A 16942-nucleotide genomic window follows, 5' to 3' on the forward strand; every position below is an offset into this window, starting at 1 on the left:
GTCAAGGAGTTCCGATGTCCGAACCGCGCCGATCCGTCCGGGCCGCCGTCCGCCGCTGGTGGCCGGTGGCCGTCGCCGCCCCGCTGGGCGCCGCCGCCGGCGCCGGCTACGCCGCCGTCGCCCCCGTCTCCTACACCGCCAACTCCTATGTGGTGGTGGTCGCGCAGAACCCGGGGGAGGGGGCCACCGCGGTCAACTTCGCCCAGGCGTACGGCCGGCTCGCGGGGCAGCCGCAGGTGCTGGTCGCGGCCGCAGCGAAGACCGGCCGGACGGTCTCCGCGCTGGCGGACAGCGTCCGCGGCACCACCTCGCCGGACGCCCCGATGATCGAGATCGCCGGCACCGGCCCGGCCGCCGGCGACGCGGTGCGGGCCGCCGACGCGGTGGCCACCTCGCTGATCGCCTTCGCCAACACCAGCAGCCAGGACACCGGCGTCAAGCTCGTCCCGCTGGCCCGGGCCGCCTCGCCGGACGGGCCCTCCTCGCCCTCCGCCGCGCTGGACACCGCGGTGGGCGCCGCGGCCGGCGTCCTGGTCGGCGCGCTCGCGATGGCGGCCCGACGCCGCCCCGCGGAGCCGGGCACCGGGGCCGGGGAGCGCAGGGACACGGCGCCGGTGCCCGGGCAGTCACCGGAACGGCAAGCCGCCGGAGCCGTCCGATGACCACCGACACCCCCGCCCCGGCCCGCCCGGAGGCACCGGCCGAGGTCTGGACGGCCGAGGTGGACCGCGGTGACGACGCCCTCGACCGGATCGCCGCCGAGTGGGACGCGCTCGCCCTCCGCTGCCGCACCGCCACGCCCTTCCAGGACGGCGCCTGGCTGCGCTCCTGGTGGCGCCGGTACGGCCGGCCCGGCGCGCTGGTGCTGGTGCTCGTCCGCCGGAACGGCCGGCTGGTGGCCGCCGCCGCGCTGCGCCGCCGCGGGGCACTGGGCGGTCTGACCAACCTCGGCGGCGGCCTCGTCGACTTCACCGATGTGCTGCTCGACGACGACTGCGACGAGCGGGCCGCCGCCGAACTGGCCGCCGCCCTGCCGCTGCGCCGCCCCTGGCACAGCCTGGAACTGCGCGAGGTGCACCCGGAGGCGGCGGTGCAGCGGGTGCTCGCCCACCACGGAGGCACCGTCCGGCACTTCCGGGACTCGCTCTGCCAGCACCTGCCCGCGCTGCCGGTCGAGGAGCTGGTGAAGCGGCTGTCCGGCAGGACCGCCCAGCGCAGCCGGGTCAAGCTGCGGAGGATCGCCGCGTCCGGGGTGGAGGTGGACACCGCCCCGCCGGAGGAGGTCCCGCAGGCGGTGGCCGAGCTGCTGCGGCTGCACTTCCTGCAGTGGCGGGAGCGCGGGGTCACCGCCGAGCACCGGACGGCGCGGTTCGCGGCGCACCTGACCGAGTCGACCGCGTCGATGGCCGCCCGCGGCCGGGCCGCCGTGCACCGCTTCCGGCTGGACGGCGAGCTGGTCGCGGTGAGTCTGGTGGTGATGTGCCCGTCCTTCGGCGGCCTCTACCTGTACGGCGCCCATCCGCGGCTGCGCGAGCGCCTGGACATCGCCGGGATGGTGTTCGGCGCGGCCCTGGACGAGGTCCGGGCGGCGGGCATCCCGGTGCTCAGCCTGCTGCGCGGCCGGGAGCCGTACAAACAGCACTGGCGCCCGGACGGGCTGCGCAACGAGTGGCTGGTGGTCGGCCCGGCGGGCCCGGGGCCCGCGGCTGCCGTCCTCGCGCTGCGGGTGCTGGCCCGGCAGACGGCGGTGGACGTGCTGAACGCGCGGCTGCCGCGGCTGAAGGAGGCGCTAGCGGCCCGCGGGCGTGCGTGAGGCCACCCCGCCCGGCGCGCCCTTGGAGCCCGACATCAGCTGCCGGAAGACGGCGGCCGAGCGCCGGTTGCGGTCGCAGCCCCACAAGCCGTGCGGGCAGTAGTCGGTGACGGTCTGGTAGGCGGTGTCGTGGGTGCGCATCCACTCGACCATGCGCCGCACGTACTCGGGGTTGTCGCCGTTGCGGAACAGCCCCCACTCCGGGTACGAGACCGGCTTGCCGCGCCGGGCGGCGAACTCGACCTGGTCCTGCAGCCCGTAGGGCTCGGTGACCATCTCCTGGAAGCTCGCCCCGGCGGGCATGTCATAGGCGTCCATGCCGATGATGTCGACCACGTCGTCGCCGGGGTAGCAGCGCGTCCACGGGATCGCGTCGAGCCCGCGGGTGGGGGTGAAGTCGAACCGGAAGTGCTGGCCCGGCACCGAGCGCATCACGGTGACGATCCGGCGCCAGTACGCCTTCCACGCCGCCGGGTCGGGCCGGCAGCGGGAGCTGTAGGTGGTGCCGTTCATCTCCCAGCCGAGGGTGAGGACGGTGTCGCCGCCGCCGAACGCGACCAGTTTCCGGGCGAGTTTGAGGAAGTGCTGGTCGAACTCGCCCTTGTTGCCGCGGCCGAGCAGCTCGGCCACCTGCCCGTCGCTCAGGTTGCCCTCGTTGGGCACCAGCATCGGCACGCCGAGCACCAGGGTGCGGGCCGGGTCGCGCAGCCGCCACTGCGACCAGAGGCCCAGCACCTGGTTCTCGCCCTCGACGTCGGCCCAGCCGTTGCCCGCCAGGTAGGTGTGGCCGACCTGCAGGTCGGCGCCGCGCAGCCAGGCGGAGAGCTTGTCGATCTGCGGGATGTAGGTGTCCCAGGAGCCGACGAAGGCGCCGAAGGGCACCTCGTGCGGCGGCCGCAGCACCGCGGGCCTGGGCGCGGCGCCGTGCCGCCCGTCCGCCGCGTCGTCCGCGGAGAAGACGTCGTGCCGCCCGGTCTGGCTGAGCGGTGTGTCGGAGGGCACGCTCGCGGTGGTCACCAGCAGGAGCGCGGCGGCGGCCAGCGCGAGTCGGCCGAATCGCATGGGCACTCCGGGAACGGGGCGGGGGCAGGTGCTGCTGTTCCGACAGTAGGCCCACAGGCCGTCAGAAATTTCCCATATCACCCGAAAGTGGCGGTTTCGTACGCGCGAGCGGCCCGACGCCGGCCGCGGGCCACACTCAGTGATCATCTCGGTGCGCCCTGTACCACCTGTGTAACAGTGGCAGGCCCGTCCCCGTGCGCTCCGCCGGCCCGGCGGAGCGCACGCCGCGGCCCTCCGCCGCAGCTCCGGCGGGCCCGCGGGGCCCCGCCGTGGCGCGGCGCACAGCCGTGGGGCGCCCCGAATTCCGGCTGACGTACACGCGTGCGGCAGGTACGCTCCGCCCGTGTCCTGGAAGCCGCTGCGAAGCCTGACCCGCCGATCCGTGCTGCCCGTGCTCGCCGCCGCGCTCGTGCTCGGCGCGGGCGCCGCCGCGCACGCCAACCGCCCGGTGCCGTTCGGCGACCGCGTGGCGGAGCCCGGCGTCGCCGACGCCAGCCCGGTGGGCGCGCAGGTCCTGGACGCGGGCGGGCTGGAGCTGCGGGTCGGCCCGGGCCTGGAGGCGTACGACCGCGCCGGCGGCCAGCACCTGTGGTCGTACCGCCGCGAGGACGCCACCGCGCTGCACCTCGCGATGGCCGGTGACAACGCGGTCGTGGTCTGGGACGACGGCCTGATCACCTCGGTGCGCCCGAGCGACCACCAGGTGCGCTGGCACCGGGCCGTCCCGGGCCTGGCCGACTGGCTGCGCGCGGACGGCGAGCCCGGCGCCGCCGACCGCACCGAGGAGCAGAAGCAGGCCACCGCCGTCCGCCGCGCCGCCGCGGCGCTGCAGCCCGCGCTGGAGGACGAGCCCTGGGTGGCCGTCGTCACCCCCTCGCTGACCATGGGCTTCCGCGACCGCGACGGCGACCTGCGGTTCAACTCCCGCCCGCCGCAGAGCTGCTCCTACGACCCGCTGCGCGCGGTGCACACCGACAACGCGGTCCTGGTGCCGCGGACCTGCGCCACCGGCCAGGGCACCGGCAAGCCGCTGCCCGGCGGCATCAACGGCTTCCGGCTCACCGGCCGCGGCTGGCAGCTCAACGCCGGGCCTGAGGTGGTGCTCAAGCGCCTGGACGGGCACCGGGTGACGATCGAGGACGGTCCGATCCTCGGCACCAAGGTCTTCGACACCCGGCGCGGCGCCCCGGAGACGGTCTGTGCCAGCCCCGAGCTGCCGTTCGCGGCGGTCGCCCCGCAGGAGGGCTGTCCGGCGGACTGACCGGCGGAGCGGCCGGGTGCGCCCGGCACTCCACGGGGGAATCTCCGGGCGCCCGGTAGACTGGGCCGTATGGCTGTGTTCCCCGGGCAATAGGCGCCGGTCGGCGAGCTTTCCAAGGCCCGCCGCCGCCCCGCCCTTCCGCCTGCATTCCGCCCGGCCGCCGGGCCCCGCCCCCGTCCCTGGAGAGACCCAGCCATGATTTCCGCGAACGCCCTGGAGCTGCGCGCCGGCGCCCGCGTCCTCATCGAGTCCGCCTCCTTCCGCATCGCCCCCGGTGACCGGATCGGCCTGGTCGGCCGCAACGGCGCGGGCAAGACCACCATGACCAAGGTGCTGGCCGGCGAGGGCATCCCGGCCGGCGGCACGGTGACCCGCACCGGCGAGGTCGGCTACCTCCCGCAGGACCCGCGCACCGGCGACCTCGACGTGCTCGCCAAGGACCGCATCCTGTCCGCCCGCGGCCTCGACACCGTGCTGCGCAAGATGAGCGAGAACGAGGACCGGATGGCCAACGGCCAGGGCGCCACCCGCGAGCGGGCGATGAAGAAGTACGCCAACCTGGAGACCGAGTTCCTCACCAAGGGCGGCTACGCGGCGGAGGCCGAGGCGGCGACCATCGCGGCCGCGCTGGGCCTGCCGGACCGCATCCTCAACCAGCCGCTGCACACCCTCTCCGGCGGTCAGCGCCGCCGTGTCGAGCTGGCCCGGATCCTCTTCTCGGACGCCGACATCCTGCTGCTCGACGAGCCGACCAACCACCTCGACGCCGACTCGATCGCCTGGCTGCGGGACTTCCTGAAGACTTACAAGGGCGGCTTCATCGTCATCTCGCACGACGTCGACCTGGTCGAGACGGTCGTCAACAAGGTCTTCTACCTGGACGCCAACCGCGCCGCCATCGACATCTACAACATGGGCTGGCGGCAGTACCAGCAGCAGCGCGAGGACGACGAGAAGCGCCGCAAGCGCGAGCGCGCCAACGCCGAGAAGAAGGCCGCCACGCTCAACGCGCAGGCCGACAAGATGCGGGCCAAGGCGACCAAGACGGTGGCCGCGCAGAACATGGCCCGCCGGGCCGAGAAGCTGCTCTCCGGCCTGGAGCAGGCACGGGTCTCCGACAAGGTCGCCAAGCTGCGCTTCCCGGACCCGGCCCCCTGCGGCAAGACCCCGCTGACCGCCTCCGGCCTGTCGAAGTCGTACGGCTCGCTGGAGATCTTCACCGACGTCGACCTGGCCATCGACCGCGGCTCGAAGGTCGTCGTGCTGGGTCTCAACGGCGCCGGCAAGACCACCCTGCTGCGGATGCTCGCCGGGGTGGAGAAGCCGGACACCGGCGAGGTGATCCCCGGGCACGGGCTGAAGATCGGCTACTACGCGCAGGAGCACGAGACCCTCGACCCGGACCGCACGGTGCTGGAGAACATGCGTTCCTCCGCGCCCGACACCGACCTGGTGCAGATCCGCAAGATCCTCGGCTCGTTCCTGTTCTCCGGCGACGACGTCGACAAGCCGGCCGGCGTGCTCTCCGGCGGTGAGAAGACCCGGTTGGCCCTGGCGACCCTGGTGGTCTCCAGCGCCAACGTGCTGCTGCTCGACGAGCCGACCAACAACCTGGACCCGGCCAGCCGCGAGGAGATCCTCGGCGCGCTGCGCTCCTTCACCGGCGCCGTCGTGCTCGTCACCCACGACGAGGGCGCGGTCGACGCGCTGCAGCCGGAGCGGATCATCCTGCTGCCGGACGGCGTCGAGGACCTCTGGAGCCCCGCGTACGCGGACCTCGTGTCGCTGGCCTGAGTGCCGAGTAGACGCCGGCTCAGCTGTTCTCCGTAGAAATCCCGGTCTCCGCGGGGGCGCGGGAATGGGGGTTCCGGTGACGGTGTTGACGACGGCCCCGCCGCGATTTCGCGGCGGGGCCGTCGCGTTCTGATCAGCCCGTTCGTGCCCGGCGCCGGATCGCGGCGGGGGCGCGTGCACCCAGGGTGAGCGCCCTTGTGCACTGCGGGTACCACCGGCAGACTCCGCTTTCCCGGGACAGACCTTGTCGAATGGGTGGCCAGGAGACTGGCTATGGGTGATCATGGGAATCTGACCGAGCACAGCTACGAGGAGGCACGGGTGGCCGAGACTCTGAAAAAGGGCAGCCGGGTGACAGGTGCCGCGCGTGAGAAGCTCGCGGCCGATCTCAAGAAGAAGTACGACTCCGGGGCGAGCATTCGCGCGCTGGCGGAGGAGACGGGTCGCTCCTACGGCTTCGTGCACCGCATGCTCAGCGAGTCCGGGGTCAATCTCCGGGGCCGCGGCGGTGCGACGCGCGGCAAGAGCAAGGCGACTGCTGCGGCGGGTTCCTGACGGTTCATCAGACACGACGATTCTGTGCCGGGCGGACGGGGAACGTCCCCGGTCCGGCAGTGGACGAGCGGCGGTCCGGCGGTGGAGCAGCCGAGTCGGACCGACTGTCGCGCGGTGGTCGGCGGCGCCCGAGGCGCGGTCGGCACGTGCGGACGGAACGGCGGCCGGGTCTCCCGGACCGCCGTTCGTCGTTTCCGGCGCGGCCCTGTTCGGCCGTCCCCGGTTTTGTTACTCTCCAGTAGCCCCAACAGTCCCTCCTGGAGGTAACCCCCATGACCGCTCCCGCCACCGGTGCCGACCCCCAGGACTGGGCGCAGGTCGGCGTCCGGCTCGACGTCGAGGGCGAGCTGGCGCTGGTCACGCTCTGCAACCCCGCGCGCCGCAACGCGCAGAGCCCGGCGATGTGGCGCGCGCTCGCCGCGGTCGGCCGCACCCTGCCCGCCACCGTCCGGGTGGTGGTGCTCCGCGCCGAGGGCGTCTCCTTCTCGGCCGGCCTGGACCGCCAGATGTTCACCCCGGAGGGCATCCCCGGTGAGCACTCCTTCCTGAAGCTCGCCGCCGCCACGGACGAGGAGACCGGGGCCGCGATCGCCGAGTACCAGGAGGGCTTCACCTGGTGGCGCCGCCCCGACGTGGTCACCATCGCCGCCGTCCAGGGCCACGCGGTCGGCGCCGGCTTCCAGCTGGCGCTCGGCTGCGACCTGCGGGTGGTCGCCGACGACGTCCAGTTCTCCATGAAGGAGACCTCGCTGGGCCTCGTCCCGGACCTCGGCGGCACCAAGCCGCTCACCGACCTGGTCGGCTACGGCCGGGCGCTGGAGATCTGCGCCACCGGCCGCTGGGTCGGTGCCGAGGAGTCCGTCGCCATCGGCCTGGCCAACCTGGCCGTCCCGGCGGACGAGCTGGAGGGCGCCGCCCGCGACCTCGCGAGCGCGCTGCTCGCCGCGCCGCGCAACGCGGTCATCGAGACCAAGGCCCTGCTGCAGGGGGCCGGCGGCCGCTCGTACGACGAGCAGCGCGCCGCCGAGCGGGCCGCCCAGCACCGCCGGATGCGCGACCTCGCCGGCATCGGCGACTGACCGACGCGTGCCCCAAGGGCCCGGACCGCCGAGAGGCGGTCCGGGCCCTCGGCGTTTGCGGCCCGCGGGCCGTCCGGTGCCGTCCCGTGCCGTCCTCGACGCGCGGCCCGTGCGGCGAAATGTCAGAGTTGGGCTGATTTGCGATATAGCTGGAGACGACACAGGAGACCCCGCCATGCCGCAGACACCCACCCCCGCCGACCTGCAGAAGGGCCACGCCTCGTCCGACGAGGCCACCCTCGCCTCGGAGCGCGGCCGCACCGCGCTCGCCGTCGGCGTGATCGAGAAGATCGCCGGGATGGCCGCCCGGGAGATCTCCGGCATCCACGCCCTCGGCTCGGGCTTCACCCGGAGCTTCGGCGCCGTCCGCGACCGCGTCCCCGGCTCGAAGTCCGGTGCCGGCCGCGGCGTCAAGGCCGAGGTCGGCGAGAAGCAGACCGCCATCGACATCGCCCTGGTCGTCGAGTACGGGGTGGTCATCCCCGCGCTCGCCGCCGAGGTCCGGGCCAACGTCATCGACGCGGTCGAGCGGATGACCGGCCTGGAGGTCGTCGAGGTCAACATCTCCGTCAACGACGTGCACCTGCCGGACGAGCCGGACGAGGAGGAGCCGGCCGGCCGCGTCCAGTAGCGCAGCACCGCAGCACCACCTGCCGCCGTACACGAGGAGGAGCGGATGAACCTGGCCCTGGTCGGCCTGGTGGCCGGCATGGCCCTGGGCTTCGCCGGGTACTTCGGCGGTTTCGCCGCCTTCCTGCTGGTCGCCGTCCTCGGGGCGGTCGGCTTCGTCGTCGGGCGGCTGCTGGAGGGCGACATCGACCTCGGCGACCTCGGCGACCTGATCCGCGGCCGGGAGCGCCGGCGGTGACGGCCGCCGCGGCCGTTCCCGCAGCCCGCCGCGGCCGACTGAAGATCGCCGACCGGGTCTACGCCCGGCTGGCCGAACAGGCCGTCCGGCAGGCCCTCGCCGATGTCTGGGCCGCCCGGACGGCCCGCGGCAAACCGCCGCGGGCCACCGTGCTGGTGGTCCGCGGCACCGCCCGGGTCACCCTCCACCTCGACCTGCCCTACCCGGCCGACCTCGCCGGGCTCTCCCACCTCTGCCGGGACGCCGCCGCCGGCCATGTCGCCGAACTCACGGGCACGCCGGTGTCGGAGGTCGCCCTGCTGGTCGAGCGCCTCGTCCCGGAGCCGGCCCGGTGAGCGTGCCGCCGCCCCCGCCGGGCCCCGACCCGGACGGCGCCGAGACGGCCGGCGGCGAGCCGGGCGAACCCGCCGCCGCGAGCCCCGAGCAGCTCCTCGAATCCGGCGTCGTCATGCCCGAACGGATCGGCCTGGAGGCGGAGTTGGCACACGCCGGGGCGGTGCCCGGCGAGGCGGGGCCCGAGGAGTGGCCGCCGACCGTGCCGTACGGCCGCCCGCACCGGCCGCGGTCACCGCGCACCGCCGTCACCGCCGTGGTGGTGACCTGCCTGCTGGTCGCGGGCGGTGCGGCGCTGTACGACGCGATCGCCGTCCGCGCCGGACACGCCGCCCGGCAGTGGCGGGCCGACCTCACCAGGGAACTGGCGACCCGTCACCTCGACGACCCATGGGTGCTCGGCATCGCGGGCGGCGCCGCCGCGCTCGGGCTGCTGCTCTGCTGGCTGGCCTTCGCCCCGGGCCTGCGCCACTGGCTCCCGCTGCTCCGGCCGGGTGCGGCGATCGACCGTGCCGGGGTGGCCACGCTGGTCTCGGCCCGGGCCGCGCGGATCGACGGCGTCGAGCGGTGCACCGTGAAGGCGGGCCGCCGACGGGCCGTCGCCACCGTCAGTGGCAGCGCCGAACCCATCGTGGTGGAACAGGAGTTGCGCGAGGAGCTGGCCAAGGTGCCGCTGCTCGGCCCGTACCGGCTCGACCTGCGGATCCAGCCCTTCCGCCCGTCGCGGCCGGAGGACCGGCGGCACGGCCACCGCCGGCTCGCGCAGGAGGCCCCCCGATGACCATGTCCGCGGTGAACCGCACGATCCTCGCGGTGACCGGACTCGCCCTGCTGATCGGCGGGTTGCTGGTGCTGGCCGGCGGCCTCGACCTGTACGGCAGGCTGAACGCGGCGATGCCGGACGGCTGGCCGCTCACCTCGCCGCACCAGCCGGTGCTCAGCGCCGCCACCCGCCACCACTGGTCCGGACAGGACTGGTGGTGGCCGGTGGCCATCGGCGTCCCGGCCCTGGTGGTGACCGGCGCGCTCGCCTGGCTGTACGCGCAGCTGCACCGAGCCGGCCCCAGCACCGTCACGGTGCCCGTCCCAGGCGGCGACGGCGTGGCACTGCGGATGCGCAAACGCGCCCTGGAGGACGCGGTGGAGACCGAGGTGATCGACCTGCCCGAGGTCGACAAGGTCACCGTCAAGGTGACCGGCGCCTCGCACCGGCTGCTGATGCGCTCCACCGTCCGGACGGTGCCGGGCTCGGACACCGCCCGGGTGGTGCGCGCGCTCGACGCCGGACCGCTGGAGAACGCCCGGACGAGCCTCGGCCTCGCCGAACTGCCCTGCCGGATCCGGCTCAAGGTGTCGGCCCGGCGCCCGGGCGCCGGGCCCAAGCCGCCCCGCGTGGTGTGAGCCCGCGCGGCGTCGGCGACTCCGGACGTGCCGTCAGAGACCGCGCAGGGCGCCGCCGTCCACCGGCACCATCACGCCGGTGAGGTAGGAGGCCGCGGGGGAGAGCAGGAAGGCCGCGACCTTGCCGAACTCCTCCGGAGTGCCGTAGCGGCCGAGCGGGATCGCCGCGCTCGCCCGCGCCCGGGCCGCCGCCGGGTCGCCGCTCAGCTCGTCCAGCTCGCGGACCCGGTCGGTGTCGATCCGGGCCGGCATCAGGCCGACCACGCGGATCCCGCGCGGGCCGAGCTCGTCCGCCAGCGACTTCGCGGCCATCGCCAGGCCGGGCCGCAGGCCGTTCGAGATGCCGAGGCCGGCGATCGGCTCGCGGACCGAGCCGGACAGCACGAAGCCGATCACGCCGCCCTCCGCCAGCTCCGCCGCGGCCGTCCGCGCGATCCGCAGCGCACCGAGGAAGACCGACTCGAAGGCGCCGCGCCAGGCCTCGTCCTCGGCCCGGAGCACCGGACCGGCGGTGGGCCCGCCGACGCTGATCAGCACGCCCTCGAAGCGGCCGAACCGCTCGCGGGCGGCCTCAACCAGGAGCCCCGCGGCGGCCGGGTCGCCGTTGTCGGCGACCACGCCGTGCGCGTGCTCCGGCCCGCCGAGTTCCTCGACCGCCGCGGCCACCGACTCCTCGTGCCGGCCGCTGACCACCACCCGGGCGCCGTCGGCGACCAGCTCGCGCGCGGAGGCCAGCCCCAGGCCGCGGGTCGCGCCGGTCAGTACGTACACCTTCTGCTGAAGTCCGAGATCCATGCGCCCATCCTCCCCGGTCGGGTCCGGATCGTGCGGACCGGGTCTCACCCCGTGGTGCCGGGTTGACGCGCGGGCGGGACTTAGGGAAACCTAACCTCGCTTTCACCCTCCCCCGCCCCCCACGGAGCACCACCATGACCGAGTCCGACGACATCGCCCCGCTCTCCGGGACGGTCGCCCGCTGTCTGCTGGTCTCCGTCGCACTCTGCCTGCTGTGGGCCGGCAGCGCCTGGACGGCGGGCCACGTGCAGGCCGACGCCTCACTGCACACCGCGGCGCTCTTCGGACACCTGGTCTCGCTGGTGGTCGGCTTCGGCGCCGTCCTGGCCGTGGACTACCTCGGTGTGCTGTGGCTGCTCGGCCGCCGCACGCTCGCCCAGGTCGTCGAGTCCACCGCGCCGCTGCACGTGCCGGTCTGGGCCGGCCTCGCGGGCCTCACCCTCAGCGGCATCCTGCTGGAGCCGCATCTCGACTCCCGGCTCACCCAGGTCAAGCTGCTGCTCGTCCTGATGATCGCGCTGAACGGCGTGCACGCCACCGCCCTGGCCCGACGCCTGGAGGCCGGCGGCGCCGGCCGGCCGAAGCGGCGGCTGCTGCTGCGCGGCGCCCTCTCGGCCCTGGTCTCCCAGCTCGGCTGGTGGGGTGCCCTCGCGATCGGCTTCTGGAACACCCAGCACTGAGCCGGCCCGGCCGCCGGCTACGCGTCCGCGAGCTCCGCGGCCGGCGCGGCGGCGGCCAGCTCGGCCGCCCGCTCCTTGGCCTCGCGGCGGGCCAGCACCACCAGGCCGACCGGCACCAGCGCGGCGAACAGCCACCACTGCACGGCGTAGGCCATGTGCGGGCCGATGTCCGAGTGGTTGGGCTCGCCGAGCAGCACGGGGGAGTCGCCGACGGCCGGGGTGGCGGAGGCCAGCTCCAGGTAGCCGCCGAGCACGGTGGCGCCGGTGACCTTCGCCTGCTGTGCGCTGTTGATCAGCTTGAACTGCCGGTCCGGCAGGCCGCCGCGGTCCCGGATGCCGCTGCTGGCCGTGGTCTCGTCGGCGCGCAGCCGGCCGGTCACGGTGACCTGCCCGCCGGCCGGCGCCGGCACCGCCGGGTAGCTGGTGGCATCGGTGCCGGAGTCCACCCAGCCCCGGTTGACCAGCACCGAGCCGCGGCCGTCGGCCAGCCGCAGCGGCGTCACCACGAAGTACCCGATGCTGCTGCCGTCCGGCTCGGTGCGGCCGCGGACGACGAACTCGTGCGCGGCGTCGTACGTACCGGTGGCCGTCACCGTGCGCCAGGTCAGGTCGCCCGGCACGGCGTACCCGGGGGAGGACAGCGAGTCGAACGCGACCGGCGCCGCCTTCAGGCTGCGCGCGATCAGGTCGTTGCGGGCGACCCGAGCCTCGTGCCGGTGCAGCTGCCAGAACCCCAGCCGGACCATGACGGGGATCAGCAGCAGCACGGTCAGCGTGATGACCGCCCAGCGCCGGGACAGCAGAAATCGGTACACACCCGGCACGCTACGCCCTACTGATCCGCGGACCGGACACCGGGGTGGGGTGCGACCTCCCGCAGCAGCTGGAGGAAGGCGTCCTCGCCGACCACCGGGGTGCCGTGCTCGCGGGCCTTGCGGGCCTTGCCGCTCCAACTGCCCGGCTCGTTGGTGACGAGCAGGCTGGTGAGCCGGCTCACCGAGGTCGCGATGTGCAGGCCGGCCTCGATCGCGCGGTCCTCCAGCACCTCCCGCTCGGTGGCGGTGTCGCCGGTGATCGCCACCCGCATGCCCTGGACCAGCGGGGAGCCGTCCAGCCAGCGGCCCGGGTTCGGGTAGGGGCAGGCCGGCCGCTTGCGGCTCGGGCGGTAGGAGGACGACCAGGAGGGGCCGCGGGACGGCGCGGGGGAGTCCTCGCCGAGGTCGGTGACGGCCACGCAGGTGGTCAGCGGCAGCGGCACCCCGAACTCCCGGGCCAGCTGCAGGCTGGGCCGGAACGCCTCGGCGAGCACCCGGGCGTCGTCCAGCGCGTTGTGCGCCTGCTGCTGCCGCACCCCGAAGTGCGCGGCCAGTGAGGCCAGCTTGCCGTTGGGCAGCGGCAGGCCAAGATCGCGGGAGAGCACCATGGTGCACAGCCGCTGCTCGACCGGGGCGCGCAGCCCGGCGCGGGCGAACTCCCGGGCGATCATGTTCCAGTCGAACAGCGCGTTGTGCGCGACCATGACCCGGCCGCGCAGCCGGTCCGCCAGCTCCCCGGCGATCTCGGGGAAGGTCGGGGCGTCGGCCAGCATCTCGGCGGTCAGCCCGTGGATCCACACCGGCCCGGGGTCGCGGCCCGGGTTGACCAGGGTGTACCAGTGCGCCGTCACCTCGCCCTGCGCGTCCAGCTGGTACACGCCCGCGGAGACGACCCGGTCGGCACGGCCGAGCCCGGTGGTCTCGACGTCGACGACGGCGAAGCCGGTGCCGGCCTCGGCGGCGGGGCGTGGCGCCGGGAGGGGTGCGAGGGCGGCCAGGCCGTCCCGCGGGGACTCGATCGCATGCATGGTGCACCACTCTAAGGCCGACCGGTGTCGGGGCCGGGCCGATCGGCGGCGGGCGGTGGCCCCGACCGGGCCGGAATAGAGTGGTCGTCGGAGCGGTCGTACATCCTCGCGACCCTCCCCGGGTCGTCAGCACCCCGACGAACCACCCCCGCACCCCGTAAGGAAGCCCCATGCGCGCCACCGTGATCCACGGCCCCAACGACATCCGGATCGAGGAGGTGCCCGACCCGGTGGTCCGGCGGCCGACCGACGCCGTGGTGCGGGTGGTCAACGCCTGCATCTGCGGCAGCGACCTGTGGGCGTACCGGGGCGTGGCGTCCCGGGTCGCCGGGCAGCGGATCGGCCACGAGTTCCTCGGCATCGTCGAGGAGGTCGGCTCCGAGGTGACCGGTTTCACCCGCGGTGACTTCGTGGTGGCCCCCTTCGTCTGGTCCGACGGCACCTGCGACTTCTGCCGCGAGGGCCTGCACACCTCCTGCCCGGAGGGCGGCTTCTGGGGCGAGGTCGGCTCCGACGGCGGCCAGGGCGAGGCCGTCCGCGTGCCGTTCGCCGACGGCACCCTGGTCAAGCTGCCGAAGGAGGCGGCCGGCGAGGAGAAGCTGCTGCCCGGCCTGCTCGCCCTCTCGGACGTGATGAGCACCGGCCACCACGCTGCGGTCGCCGCCCGGGTGCGGCCCGGCGCCACGGTGGCCGTGGTCGGCGACGGCGCGGTCGGCCTGTGCGGCGTGCTCGCCGCCCAGCGGCTCGGCGCCGGCCGGATCATCGCGCTGGGCCGGCACGAGCAGCGCACCGCGATCGCCCGCAGCTTCGGTGCCACCGACGTGGTCGCCGAGCGCGGCGAGGCCGCGATCGAGGCGGTCAAGGAGCTGACCGGCGGTCAGGGCGCGCACGCCGTCCTGGAGGCCGTCGGCACCGAGGAGTCGATGCGCACCGCGATCTCGATCGCCCGGGACGGCGGCGCGGTCGGCTACGTCGGCGTGCCGCACGGCGGCAGCGCCGGCGTGGACATCGCGCAGATGTTCGGCCGGAACGTGGCGCTGGCCGGCGGTGTCGCCCCCGCCCGTGCCTACATCCCCGAGCTGCTGCCGGACGTGCTGTCGGGCGCGATCGACCCGGGCCTGGTCTTCGACCGCACCGTCGACCTGGACGGCGTGCCGGACGGCTACCGCGCCATGCACGACCGCGAGGCGCTGAAGGTCCGGATCTCCTTCTGACGCTCCCTCACCACGCCTGAACCACCGGGGCGGTGCCGCGCACGCGGCGCCGCCCCGGTGTTCGCGCTGACGATTTTCGGCCAGATCGGGGACGGCCCGCGGCCGATCGTGCGCGGACGCTGTCGCGCGCGGTGCGGTGGATCTAGCATGCAGCCGCACCGTGCCTGTGATGCCCCTCACGCCCCAGTGATCCACCCGCGCACCCCGCCGACGTCAGGAGACACCGCGTGGACACTCCACCGGCCGCCGAGGCCGCCGCCGTAGACGTGCAACGGATCGAGGAGAGCGAGGAGTTCCGCGGACTGCGGTCCGCCTTCCGGAGCTTCGCCTTCCCGGTCACCATCGGCTTCATCATCTGGTACCTGCTGTACGTGCTGCTGTCGAGCTACGCACCGGCGTTCATGGCCGCCAAGGTGGTCGGCCACGTCAACACCGCGCTGGTGCTCGGCCTGCTGCAGTTCGCCTCCACCTTCGCCATCGCCGCCTGGTACGCCCGCTACGCGGACCGGCGGCTCGACCCGCCCGCCGGGGCGATCCGCGAGAGCCACTCCGCCGCCGCCGTCCACGCCCCCCGGGAGGCCGCCGAATGATCCAGCTGGCCAGCGCCGCGAGCGACCACCGCGGCCTCACCATGACCCTGTTCGGCCTCTTCGTGGCCGCCACCCTCGGCATCACGATCTGGGCCGGCCGGCAGACCAAGGACGCCGCCGACTTCTACGCCGGCGGCCGCGGCTTCACCGGCTTCCAGAACGGCCTCGCCATCTCCGGCGACTACATGTCGGCGGCCTCGTTCCTCGGCATCGCCGGCGCCATCGCGCTCTTCGGCTACGACGGCTTCCTCTACTCCATCGGCTTCCTGGTGGCCTGGCTGGTCGCCCTGCTGCTGGTCGCCGAGCCGCTGCGCAACTCCGGCCGCTACACCATGGCCGACGTGCTGGCCTTCCGGATGCGCCAGCGCCCGGTGCGGACCGCCGCCGGCGTCTCCACCATCGTGGTGTCGATCTTCTACCTGCTGGCCCAGATGGTCGGCGCCGGCTCGCTGGTCGCCCTGCTGCTCGGGGTCAGCGGCGACGGCGCCAAGCGGTGGACGATCGTCGCGGTCGGCGCGCTGATGGTGATCTACGTCGCCATCGGCGGGATGAAGGGCACCACCTGGGTGCAGATCGTCAAGGCGGTGCTGCTCATCGCCGGCACCGCACTGATGACCGTCCTGGTGCTCGCCAAGTACCACTTCAACCTGTCCAGCCTGCTCGGCGCTGCCTCCGAGGCCAGCGGCAAGGGCGCGGCCTTCCTGGAGCCCGGCCTGAAGTACGGCGCCACCGGCACCACCAAGCTGGACTTCCTCAGCCTCGGCCTCGCCCTGGTGCTGGGCACGGCGGGCCTGCCGCACATCCTGGTCCGCTTCTACACGGTGCCCACCGCGAAGGCCGCCCGGAAGTCCGTGCTCTGGGCGATCGGCATCATCGGAGGCTTCTATCTGATGACCCTGGCGCTCGGCTTCGGCGCGGCCGCGCTGGTCGGGCCGAAGGCCATCAAGGCGTCCAACGCGGCCGGCAACACCGCGGCCCCGCTGCTCGCCGAGCAGCTCGGCGGTGGCGCCGGCTCCACCGGCGGGGCGATCCTGCTCGCGGTGATCTCCGCGGTCGCGTTCGCCACCATCCTCGCCGTCGTGGCCGGCCTCACCCTCGCCTCCTCGGCCTCCTTCGCCCACGACCTGTGGGCCAACGTGATCCGCCGGGGCAAGGCCTCGGAGAAGGAGGAGGTCCGCTCGGCCAAGCTGGCCGCGGTGGCGATCGGCGCGATCGCCATCCTGCTGTCGATCTTCGCGGACAAGCTGAACGCCGCCGCCCTGGTCGCCCTGGCCTTCGCGGTCGCCGCCTCCGCCAACCTGCCGACCCTGCTGTACTCGCTGTTCTGGAAGCGCTTCAACACCGCCGGCGCGGTCAGCTCCGTCTACGCGGGCCTGATCACCTCCGTCACCCTGGTGGTGTTCTCCACCGTCGTCTCCGGTGGCAAGAACTCGCTGTTCCCCGACGTCGACTTCCACTGGTTCCCGCTGGAGAACCCCGGCCTGGTCTCCATCCCGGTCGGCTTCTTGGCCGGCTGGATCGGCACTCTGCTCTCCAAGGAGACCGCCGACCCGGCGAAGTACGCTGAACTGGAGGTCCGCTCGCTCACCGGGCTCGGCGCCCACTGACCGGAGTTCGCCGACCGGAGCCCACCGACCGGACGGACCCCGGACGG

At 74.3% G+C, this 16942-nt stretch carries 19 protein-coding genes; 15 read left to right on the forward strand and 4 right to left on the reverse strand.

The features are described from left to right. Positions 1–14 precede the first annotated feature (14 nt). Positions 15–662 carry a lipopolysaccharide biosynthesis protein gene (locus tag AB0P35_RS24315; RefSeq protein WP_363514103.1) on the forward strand — a complete coding sequence of 216 codons (648 nt, stop codon included), beginning with the start codon at positions 15–17 and terminating at the stop codon, positions 660–662. Then, entirely contained in the window at positions 659–1813 is a 1155-nt protein-coding gene (locus AB0P35_RS24320; protein ID WP_363514106.1) for a GNAT family N-acetyltransferase, read from the forward strand. The genes AB0P35_RS24315 and AB0P35_RS24320 overlap by 4 nt, the downstream gene beginning before the upstream one ends. On the opposite strand, the gene AB0P35_RS24325 is transcribed toward AB0P35_RS24320, so the two are convergent. Then, entirely contained in the window at positions 1790–2875 is a 1086-nt protein-coding gene (locus tag AB0P35_RS24325) for a glycosyl hydrolase (RefSeq protein ID WP_363514109.1), read from the reverse strand. The two genes, AB0P35_RS24320 and AB0P35_RS24325, sit on opposite strands and share 24 nt — an antisense overlap. A gap of 343 nt (positions 2876–3218) precedes the next feature. Between AB0P35_RS24325 and AB0P35_RS24330 the strand changes: the two genes are divergently transcribed. From AB0P35_RS24330 to AB0P35_RS24370, 9 genes are all read left to right on the forward strand, one after another. Beyond that, positions 3219–4136, forward strand: coding sequence for a hypothetical protein (locus AB0P35_RS24330; RefSeq protein ID WP_363514112.1), 918 nt, complete (start codon positions 3219–3221; stop codon positions 4134–4136). Positions 4137–4331: 195 nt separating this feature from the next. Beyond that, a complete protein-coding gene (abc-f, locus tag AB0P35_RS24335; protein ID WP_363514115.1) occupies positions 4332–5930 on the forward strand; it encodes a ribosomal protection-like ABC-F family protein in 1599 nt (532 codons plus the stop codon). A 321-nt stretch (positions 5931–6251) separates the two neighbouring features. Then, positions 6252–6485, forward strand: coding sequence for a helix-turn-helix domain-containing protein (locus AB0P35_RS24340; protein WP_179419346.1), 234 nt, complete (start codon positions 6252–6254; stop codon positions 6483–6485). A gap of 272 nt (positions 6486–6757) precedes the next feature. Beyond that, entirely contained in the window at positions 6758–7564 is an 807-nt protein-coding gene (locus AB0P35_RS24345; protein ID WP_095872665.1) for an enoyl-CoA hydratase/isomerase family protein, read from the forward strand. Positions 7565–7739: 175 nt separating this feature from the next. Continuing rightward, on the forward strand, positions 7740–8195 hold the full coding sequence (locus AB0P35_RS24350) for an Asp23/Gls24 family envelope stress response protein (protein WP_095872664.1): 456 nt from the start codon (positions 7740–7742) through the stop codon (positions 8193–8195). A 45-nt stretch (positions 8196–8240) separates the two neighbouring features. Then, positions 8241–8432: a hypothetical protein gene (locus AB0P35_RS24355; protein WP_095872663.1), complete on the forward strand. Its 192-nt coding sequence runs from the start codon at positions 8241–8243 to the stop codon at positions 8430–8432. Beyond that, positions 8429–8767, forward strand: coding sequence for a hypothetical protein (locus AB0P35_RS24360; protein ID WP_363514120.1), 339 nt, complete (start codon positions 8429–8431; stop codon positions 8765–8767). The genes AB0P35_RS24355 and AB0P35_RS24360 overlap by 4 nt, the downstream gene beginning before the upstream one ends. Then, positions 8764–9546 carry a DUF6286 domain-containing protein gene (locus tag AB0P35_RS24365; RefSeq protein ID WP_363514123.1) on the forward strand — a complete coding sequence of 261 codons (783 nt, stop codon included), beginning with the start codon at positions 8764–8766 and terminating at the stop codon, positions 9544–9546. Before AB0P35_RS24360 ends, AB0P35_RS24365 begins: the two co-directional genes overlap by 4 nt. Beyond that, positions 9543–10166 (forward strand): alkaline shock response membrane anchor protein AmaP, encoded by a 624-nt coding sequence (locus AB0P35_RS24370; RefSeq protein WP_363514126.1) that lies wholly within the window; start codon positions 9543–9545, stop codon positions 10164–10166. Before AB0P35_RS24365 ends, AB0P35_RS24370 begins: the two co-directional genes overlap by 4 nt. 33 nt (positions 10167–10199) lie before the next feature. On the opposite strand, the gene AB0P35_RS24375 is transcribed toward AB0P35_RS24370, so the two are convergent. After that, positions 10200–10961: an SDR family oxidoreductase gene (locus tag AB0P35_RS24375; protein WP_363514129.1), complete on the reverse strand. Its 762-nt coding sequence runs from the start codon at positions 10959–10961 to the stop codon at positions 10200–10202. A gap of 134 nt (positions 10962–11095) precedes the next feature. Here AB0P35_RS24375 and AB0P35_RS24380 point away from each other — a divergent pair, with 134 nt between their 5' ends. Beyond that, positions 11096–11641, forward strand: coding sequence for a hypothetical protein (locus AB0P35_RS24380; protein ID WP_363514132.1), 546 nt, complete (start codon positions 11096–11098; stop codon positions 11639–11641). A gap of 17 nt (positions 11642–11658) precedes the next feature. Here AB0P35_RS24380 and AB0P35_RS24385 read toward each other — a convergent pair whose 3' ends face one another. After that, complete coding sequence (locus AB0P35_RS24385; protein WP_363514135.1) at positions 11659–12456, reverse strand: SURF1 family protein; 798 nt, start codon at positions 12454–12456, stop codon at positions 11659–11661. Between the two features lie 17 nt (positions 12457–12473). Continuing rightward, on the reverse strand, positions 12474–13484 hold the full coding sequence (locus tag AB0P35_RS24390; protein ID WP_095872656.1) for a DEDDh family exonuclease: 1011 nt from the start codon (positions 13482–13484) through the stop codon (positions 12474–12476). Positions 13485–13654: 170 nt separating this feature from the next. On the opposite strand from AB0P35_RS24390, the gene AB0P35_RS24395 reads away from it, so the two are divergent. The 3 genes from AB0P35_RS24395 to AB0P35_RS24405 all read left to right on the forward strand — a co-directional run bounded on the left by AB0P35_RS24395 (position 13655) and on the right by AB0P35_RS24405 (position 16895). Further along, positions 13655–14698, forward strand: a complete 1044-nt coding sequence (locus AB0P35_RS24395) for a zinc-dependent alcohol dehydrogenase family protein (protein WP_095872655.1) — start codon at positions 13655–13657, stop codon at positions 14696–14698. A 227-nt stretch (positions 14699–14925) separates the two neighbouring features. Continuing rightward, positions 14926–15288 carry a DUF485 domain-containing protein gene (locus AB0P35_RS24400; RefSeq protein ID WP_363514139.1) on the forward strand — a complete coding sequence of 121 codons (363 nt, stop codon included), beginning with the start codon at positions 14926–14928 and terminating at the stop codon, positions 15286–15288. Further along, positions 15285–16895 (forward strand): cation acetate symporter, encoded by a 1611-nt coding sequence (locus AB0P35_RS24405; protein ID WP_363514142.1) that lies wholly within the window; start codon positions 15285–15287, stop codon positions 16893–16895. The genes AB0P35_RS24400 and AB0P35_RS24405 overlap by 4 nt, the downstream gene beginning before the upstream one ends. Positions 16896–16942: the final 47 nt, after the last annotated feature.

The sequence above is a fragment of the Kitasatospora sp. NPDC085879 genome (assembly GCF_040686255.1).
Taxonomy (GTDB): domain Bacteria; phylum Actinomycetota; class Actinomycetes; order Streptomycetales; family Streptomycetaceae; genus Kitasatospora.

Bases quoted from the DNA above. Each gene is read 5' to 3' on its own strand.
- AB0P35_RS24315 (WP_363514103.1), top strand. From the start codon at position 15: ATGTCCGAACCGCGCCGATCCGTCCGGGCCGCCGTCCGCCGCTGGTGG.
- AB0P35_RS24320 (WP_363514106.1), top strand. From the start codon at position 659: ATGACCACCGACACCCCCGCCCCGGCCCGCCCGGAGGCACCGGCCGAG.
- AB0P35_RS24325 (WP_363514109.1), bottom strand. From the start codon at position 2,875: ATGCGATTCGGCCGACTCGCGCTGGCCGCCGCCGCGCTCCTGCTGGTG.
- abc-f (WP_363514115.1), top strand. From the start codon at position 4,332: ATGATTTCCGCGAACGCCCTGGAGCTGCGCGCCGGCGCCCGCGTCCTC.
- AB0P35_RS24345 (WP_095872665.1), top strand. From the start codon at position 6,758: ATGACCGCTCCCGCCACCGGTGCCGACCCCCAGGACTGGGCGCAGGTC.
- AB0P35_RS24350 (WP_095872664.1), top strand. From the start codon at position 7,740: ATGCCGCAGACACCCACCCCCGCCGACCTGCAGAAGGGCCACGCCTCG.
- AB0P35_RS24355 (WP_095872663.1), top strand. From the start codon at position 8,241: ATGAACCTGGCCCTGGTCGGCCTGGTGGCCGGCATGGCCCTGGGCTTC.
- AB0P35_RS24370 (WP_363514126.1), top strand. From the start codon at position 9,543: ATGACCATGTCCGCGGTGAACCGCACGATCCTCGCGGTGACCGGACTC.
- AB0P35_RS24375 (WP_363514129.1), bottom strand. From the start codon at position 10,961: ATGGATCTCGGACTTCAGCAGAAGGTGTACGTACTGACCGGCGCGACC.
- AB0P35_RS24380 (WP_363514132.1), top strand. From the start codon at position 11,096: ATGACCGAGTCCGACGACATCGCCCCGCTCTCCGGGACGGTCGCCCGC.
- AB0P35_RS24390 (WP_095872656.1), bottom strand. From the start codon at position 13,484: ATGCATGCGATCGAGTCCCCGCGGGACGGCCTGGCCGCCCTCGCACCC.
- AB0P35_RS24395 (WP_095872655.1), top strand. From the start codon at position 13,655: ATGCGCGCCACCGTGATCCACGGCCCCAACGACATCCGGATCGAGGAG.
- AB0P35_RS24405 (WP_363514142.1), top strand. From the start codon at position 15,285: ATGATCCAGCTGGCCAGCGCCGCGAGCGACCACCGCGGCCTCACCATG.